We start from the raw sequence: 6,184 nt of genomic DNA on the forward strand, positions 1-6,184 counted from the left end.
CTCGCCGCCATCAGCCCGACCACCGCGGCGGCATCCAGGCCCTGCTCGGCCAGGCTTCCCAGCCCCAAACCGCCATCACGCTTCGATAGCCGCTGGCCTTGCTCATCCAGCCACAGCGGCAGATGCCAGTACTGCGGCGGTGGGGCATTCAGCTCACGCATCACCGCCACCTGCGGGCCCGTGGCAGCCCAGAGATCACAACCGCGCACCACATCGGTGATGCCCAGGGCCAGCTCATCCACCGCGGTGGCCAGGTGATAAGCGAGAAAACCATCGGCGCGGCGCAACACCACATCGCCCACCTCCGTTTCCGCCGCAAGGCTGCCGCACTGGGCCAGCTGCTCAGACCAGCCCAACACACCTGGCCTGAGCCTCAGGCGCCAGCTGGGCAGCCGCCCCTGCTGAACTCCCCAGCCGCTGGCGCGCTCGCGGCAAAAGCCCGGGTACACCGCCGTGGCGCCGTGGGGGGCCGACACATCCGCCAGCATCCGGCGACTGCAGCGACAGGGGTAGAGCCGGCCGCTGCGACGCAGCGCCGAGAGCACCGAGGCGTAGAGGCCGCGGCGCTCGCTCTGGCGAATCAGCGGCCCATCCCACTCCAGCCCCAAACAGCGCAGATCGCTGAGGATCGCGTCCGCGGCGCCAGGTCGGTTGCGGGGGGTATCGAGATCATCGATCCGCAGCAGCCACTCTCCGCCCTGCAGCCGGGTGATCAGCCACGAGAGCAGGGCCGTGCGCAGGTTGCCCAGGTGGAGGCGGCCTGTGGGCGATGGCGCGAAACGCCCTCGGTTGCCACGGCGGCATGCAAGCTGGCGCTGCAGATGCTCGGGCAACACAGGGCTTGGGCGCTCGGCTCTGGGCTCTTCAGCATCCCGCACCAAAGCACAAAAAAGGCGGTCTTCAGACCGCCTGATCGGCAAGAAGCGGCCGTGGCGATCAGCCCTGCACGCGATCCTTGAACAGCTTGCCGGCAGTGAAGGCAGGCACACGCTTGGCGGGAATCTTGATCTTGTCGCCGGTCTTGGGGTTCAGACCCTGACGGGCGGAGCGCTCGCGGGGCTCGAAGGAGCCGAAACCAAGGATCGACACCTTCTTGCCTTCCACCACCGAATCGATGATGGTGTCGATGGCGGCATCCACCACCTGGGCCACGTCGGTTTTGGTCAGCTCGGTGCGGGCGGCAACGAGGTTGACGAGATCAGCTTTGTTCATCGGACTGGGAAAGCCTCTGGGTCAGTAGCAGCCGGGCGGCTCGGGAACACCGACCGCCACTGGGTTCAGCGCGCCAATGGTATGGGTGTTGGCAAGGCCCGGCAACCATCGGACCCCTTCTGCAGCCACGGTTTTGCCACTTTTGTGACCCATTGACCACATCTGCGTGGTCGATCGAGCCTCAAAGGGGCTGCTGCGTGGCCAGGGCAGCGAGGTCGAGCTGATCCAGCAGTGCCCGCGCCGACGGCACCAGCGCCTCACCCCGCAATGCCCCCAATCCGGCGCCACTCGCCAGCCACTGCGGCTGCTCCGGCGGCAGCCAGGCACGCACCTGCTCCAGGCTGCGCAGCCAGCGCCCCCAATGAAAGCTGCGGCGTGTGCGCAGCGGCCCTGCCTGGCCAGGAGCCAGTGGGCTCAAGAGTCGGCCGCAAAACAGAATCCCCGGCTGCTCTGCCAGCAACACAGCGGTTCCGGGGCTGGGGCCCGGCGTCCACAGCAGCCGCAGCCCAGGCCCAAGCTCCGCCTGCTCGGCAAAGCCGCTCAGCTGTTGCGCCCCGGGCAACAGATAGGCCTCCTGCTCCTGCACATGCACGGGCCAGCCCAGAGCCTCCTGAAACCGGCGCAGGCGGCCATGGCCCTCGCGGCCGGTGAGCACGATGCGACCCACGCTCTGCTGCTGCAGGAAAGCCAGGTTGGCGTCGCTGAAGGCCGGGCAATCGATGAGTACGCCGGAGCCATCCGCCGCAGATGGCTCCAGCCACCAGGAGCTGCCGCCCTGGGTGTCGCGGTTGGGGGCAAACAGCCAGAGCCCCTCCTGAACCTGGCGAGGCGGGCGCCCAGCAGCGGTGGGTTGTGCTTGGAGCCGTGACATCGGGGGGCATGACCCGCAGACAACACCTAGCTTGTGGCAGCGGCCTCCAGGCTCCGGTGCGCACGATCCGACTGGGACAACCCTGGCCCTTGGGGTCGAGCGCCACCGAACAGGGCGTGAACTTTTCGCTGGTGGCCCCGTTGGCAACCCGCGTTGAGCTGTTGCTCTTTGCGGCAGGAAACGCGCCGGAACCCGAGCAGGTGGTGGAGCTCGACCATCGCCACCGCTCAGGCGACATCTGGCATGTGGAGGTGAGCGGAGTCGGGATCGGCTGCTGCTACGCCTACCGGGTGTTCGGCCCGCTGCTGCCGGGTCGCCACGGCTTCAACCCCTCCAAGCTGCTGCTCGACCCCTGCGCCCGAGCGATCACGGGCTGGGATGTCTACCGCCGGGCTGACGCTGTTGGCGCGATGCCGAACACCTCCAGCTGCCTGAAGGGGGTGGTGACGGAGCGCGACCGCTTTGATTTCCGCGCCGCGCCGAGGCCCCGCCACAGCTGGCAGCGCACCGTGATCTACGAACTGCATGTTGGGGGCTTCAGCCGCGGCCCCGGCAGCCCGGTGAGCGAAACCGCGCAAGGCACCTATTTGGGGCTGATCGAAGCGATTCCCTATCTCAAAGAACTGGGCATCACCACGGTGGAACTGTTGCCGGTGATGGCCTTCGACCCCCACGATGCCCCGGCGGGCCGACTCAACTACTGGGGCTACAGCCCCTTGAGCTGGATGGCCCCCCACCACGCGTATCAGCAAGGCGATGACCCGCTGCAGATTCGCCACCAGGTGCGGCAGCTGGTGACGGCCTGCCACCAGGCCGGCCTGGAGGTGCTGGTGGATGTGGTCTACAACCACACCTGCGAGGGGAACCAGGCAGGGCCCACCCTGAGCTGGCGCGGCATCGATGACCGCAACTACTACCACCAGAACGCCAAAGGCGATTACCTGGATGTAAGCGGCTGCGGCAACTCGATCGCCGCCAACCGTCCCCATTCGCGGCGGCTGATCCTCGAATCGATGCGCTGCTGGGCCCTGGAGCTGGGGGTGGATGGTTTCCGCTTTGATCTCGGCATCGCCCTGAGCCGCGGCGAAGAGCTCGCCCCTCTGGATCACCCGCCCCTGTTTGAGGAGATCGAGGCGGATCCCGAACTCGCAGATCTCAAGCTGGTGAGCGAACCCTGGGACTGCGGCGGCCTTTACCGCCTGGCCGATTTCCCCTCAAAGCGGGTGGGTGCCTGGAACGGCCGCTTTCGCGATGACCTGCGCCGCTTCTGGAAGGGCGATGAGAAGAGCTGCTGGCCCATGGGCCAGCGCCTGGCCGGCAGCCCGGATCTGTTCGGCGGCCAGCCAGCGCTGCTGGGCCGCAGCATCAACTTCCTCACCGCCCATGACGGCTTCACCCTGGCGGATCTGGTGAGCTACAGCCAGAAGCACAACCTGGCCAACGGAGAAGACAACCGCGACGGCGATAACCACAACAACAACTGGAATCACGGCGCCGAAGGGCCCAGTACCGATGCGGCTGTCACCACCCTGCGCAACCGCCAGCTGCGCAACCTGTTGAGCTCACTGCTACTCAGCCCAGGGGTGCCGATGCTGCTGATGGGCGACGAGGTGCGCCGCAGCCAGGGGGGCAACAACAACGCCTGGTGCCAAAACAACCTGCTGGGTTGGATGCACTGGCAGCCCGATGCCGACGATCAATCCCTACGGCTGTTCGTGCAGCGGCTGATCCATCTGCGCCATCACCTGTCCGACCTGCTCAATCCTGAGATCCCTCACCCGGAGGCGGGCAAGGCCCTGCGCTTCGATCAAGCCGGCCATCTGACGCGCCAGTGGGATGGCGTGAAGCTGAGCCAACCGGATTGGGCCGCCTGGTCGCACACCCTGGCCTGGAGCCTCAACGACCGAGAGCGCGGACCGCTGCTCTGGTGTGGCATGAATGCTTATCACGAGGATCTGAGCTTCGAGATCCCCAGCTGCACCAGCGGTTGGAAGCGGGTGATCGACACCCATCAACCCAGCGGGGAGGATCTACCGGCCAAAGCCCCCTCGATCTCAGGCGACAGCATCGCCATGGGAAGCCGCAGCGTGGTGCTGTTGGTGGCCGCGCCCCTGATGGAGAGGCATCAGCTGTAAGCGGGCTGCGGGAATCGAACCCGCATCATCAGCTTGGAAGGCTGAGGTTTTACCACTAAACTAAGCCCGCAGCAGTACAAACGCATCAAGCGTTCGCGCTGGGCCCGCGTGCCATGGAATTCACGCCGGCTGCAGCATTATGACCTGCGTTCGGATCAGACCTTTTGCCCGCTGCGCCTCCCGCCGCCCCGGCCGCACCGTTTGATGCGGCGAGCCTGCGGGGCCTGGCGCGGTTGCGGCTGCTGGTGGCCTACGGCCTGGGCGATGCCGGCACAGGCATGGCCGCCTCCCTGATCGGCTTCTATCTCTTCATCTTCTATACGGCCGCCGCCGGCTTGCCGGCCTGGATGGCAGGCCTGGTGTTGATGCTTGCCCGCCTCTGGGATGCGGTGAACGACCCAGTGGTGGGCTGGCTGAGCGACAAAACCACCAGCCGCTGGGGGCCGCGGCTGCCCTGGCTCGTGGGGAGCGCCCTGCCCCTTGGCGTGGCGATGGCCCTGATGTGGTGGCTGCCGCCCGGCAGCGAGTGGGTGCGCTTCTGGGTGTTCGTGGCCATCTCGGTGCTGGCCAACAGCCTTTACACCTGCGTCAACCTTCCTTATGCGGCCCTGGCCGCCGAGCTCACCACCGATGTGTCGCTGCGAACGCGCCTGAACATGGCCCGCTTCACCGGCTCGATCACCGCGGGGCTGGTGGGCATCGTGCTGGGGGCGCTGCTGCTGCGCGATCACCAGAACCCCAGCAGCTACTGGCAGATGGGCGTGCTCTCCGGCCTGATCATCCTGGTGTGCACGCTGCTGTGCGCCTGGGGCATCGCCCCCTCAGCCCGCCATTGCCAACAGCCCGAGGCCCAGAAGGGCACCACGCGCCGCCTGATCAAACGGGTGCGCAGCAACGGGCGGTTCATGAAAGTGCTGGGCCTCTATCTACTGCTCTGGTGTGCGCTGCAGATCATGCAGACCGCAGCGCTGATCTTCCTACCCGTGGTGATGCACGTGCCGGAGGGCTGGAGCAACTGGATCCTGCTGCCCTTCCAGATCAGCACCCTCGTGGGCCTGCAGCTGTGGACCTCCGTATCGCACCGCCAGGGCCGCATCCGGGCGCTGCAATGGGGCAGTGGCCTATGGGTAGCCGGCTGCCTGGCAGCGATGCTGCTGGCTCCACTCGATGCAACGATCAGCCCACTCGGGTCAGCCGCCAATGGGCTGCGTCTGGCCCTGCTGCTCGGCGCCATTCTGCTGGTGGGCCTCGGCGCCTCCACCGCCTACCTGATCCCGTGGGCCCTGCTGCCCGATGCCATTGATGCCGACCCGGAAAAACCGGCGGGCCAGTACAGCGCCTGGATGGTGTTCACCCAGAAGATCTGCATCAGCTTTGCCCTCTTCTTCTTCGGCAACCTGATGAGCCTCAGCGGCTATGTGGCGTCCCGCGGCATGCTGCAGCCCGATAGCGCTTTGGTGGCGATCCGGCTGTGCATGGGCATCATTCCTGCAGTTCTGGTGGTTCTGGGCCTGGTGGTGATGCGCCGCTGGCCTGAGAAAGGCCTGCATCTGCAGCACCACCCCAGCGCCAGCTGAACCACTCCTGATGTCTGTGATGCCCCGCCGCCGCGTTCCCACCTGGCTTCGCCCCCGCTGGCTGATCCGCCTGGGCGAAAGTTGCCTGATCGGCGGTCAGGCCCTGGCCGCTCTGGCCAAAGGCCAGGTGGGGATCAACGATCTGATGGTGGAGCTGATGGAGGCAGGCCCGGGCAGCTTCCTGATCGTGATCATCACCGGCCTGGCGGCCGGCACGGTGTTCAACATCCAGGCCGCGTCTGAGCTGGTGAAGCAGGGGGCCGGCGCCACGGTGGGCGGCATCCTTGCCCTGGGCCTGGCCCGCGAGATCGCCCCGATCCTCACCGCCACCCTGGTGACGGGCAAGGTGGCCACGGCCTATGCGGCCCAGCTCGGCACGATGAAGGTCA

Annotated in this window: 6 protein-coding genes and 1 tRNA gene; 3 read left to right on the forward strand and 4 right to left on the reverse strand. The window is 66.8% G+C overall.

All coding sequences use genetic code 11. From position 1 onward, the window contains the following. The 3 genes from gluQRS to ACIQ2E_RS11485 form a co-directional block, all read right to left on the reverse strand. On the reverse strand, positions 1-833 hold an 833-nt coding region (gluQRS, locus tag ACIQ2E_RS11475; protein WP_398330501.1), incomplete at its 3' end, for a tRNA glutamyl-Q(34) synthetase GluQRS. 103 nt (positions 834-936) lie between these two features. Next, a complete protein-coding gene (locus tag ACIQ2E_RS11480) occupies positions 937-1,212 on the reverse strand; it encodes an HU family DNA-binding protein (RefSeq protein ID WP_010311229.1) in 276 nt (91 codons plus the stop codon). Between the two features lie 181 nt (positions 1,213-1,393). Continuing rightward, positions 1,394-2,083, reverse strand: a complete 690-nt coding sequence (locus ACIQ2E_RS11485; RefSeq protein WP_398330505.1) for an MBL fold metallo-hydrolase — start codon at positions 2,081-2,083, stop codon at positions 1,394-1,396. A gap of 8 nt (positions 2,084-2,091) precedes the next feature. Between ACIQ2E_RS11485 and ACIQ2E_RS11490 the strand changes: the two genes are divergently transcribed. Continuing rightward, positions 2,092-4,218 (forward strand): glycogen debranching protein, encoded by a 2,127-nt coding sequence (locus ACIQ2E_RS11490; RefSeq protein WP_398330508.1) that lies wholly within the window; start codon positions 2,092-2,094, stop codon positions 4,216-4,218. On the opposite strand, the gene ACIQ2E_RS11495 is transcribed toward ACIQ2E_RS11490, so the two are convergent. Continuing rightward, positions 4,218-4,288: transfer RNA gene (locus ACIQ2E_RS11495), tRNA-Gly, on the reverse strand. The two genes, ACIQ2E_RS11490 and ACIQ2E_RS11495, sit on opposite strands and share 1 nt — an antisense overlap. 94 nt (positions 4,289-4,382) lie before the next feature. Here ACIQ2E_RS11495 and ACIQ2E_RS11500 point away from each other — a divergent pair. Together ACIQ2E_RS11500 and ACIQ2E_RS11505 are read left to right on the forward strand one after the other, a co-directional pair. Further along, the gene (locus tag ACIQ2E_RS11500; RefSeq protein ID WP_398330511.1) at positions 4,383-5,795 is read left to right on the forward strand and encodes an MFS transporter; all 1,413 of its coding nucleotides are present in this window, start codon (positions 4,383-4,385) and stop codon (positions 5,793-5,795) included. A 19-nt stretch (positions 5,796-5,814) separates the two neighbouring features. After that, on the forward strand, positions 5,815-6,184 hold a 370-nt coding region (locus ACIQ2E_RS11505), incomplete at its 3' end, for an MlaE family ABC transporter permease (RefSeq protein WP_398330514.1).

Source organism: Vulcanococcus sp., from assembly GCF_044369115.1.
Taxonomy (GTDB): domain Bacteria; phylum Cyanobacteriota; class Cyanobacteriia; order PCC-6307; family Cyanobiaceae; genus Vulcanococcus.

What these genes read in the sequence shown, in the direction of transcription:
- ACIQ2E_RS11480 (WP_010311229.1), bottom strand. Translation starts at nt 1,212, where the DNA reads ATGAACAAAGCTGATCTCGTCAACCTCGTTGCCGCCCGCACCGAGCTG.
- ACIQ2E_RS11485 (WP_398330505.1), bottom strand. Translation starts at nt 2,083, where the DNA reads ATGTCACGGCTCCAAGCACAACCCACCGCTGCTGGGCGCCCGCCTCGC.
- ACIQ2E_RS11490 (WP_398330508.1), top strand. Translation starts at nt 2,092, where the DNA reads ATGACCCGCAGACAACACCTAGCTTGTGGCAGCGGCCTCCAGGCTCCG.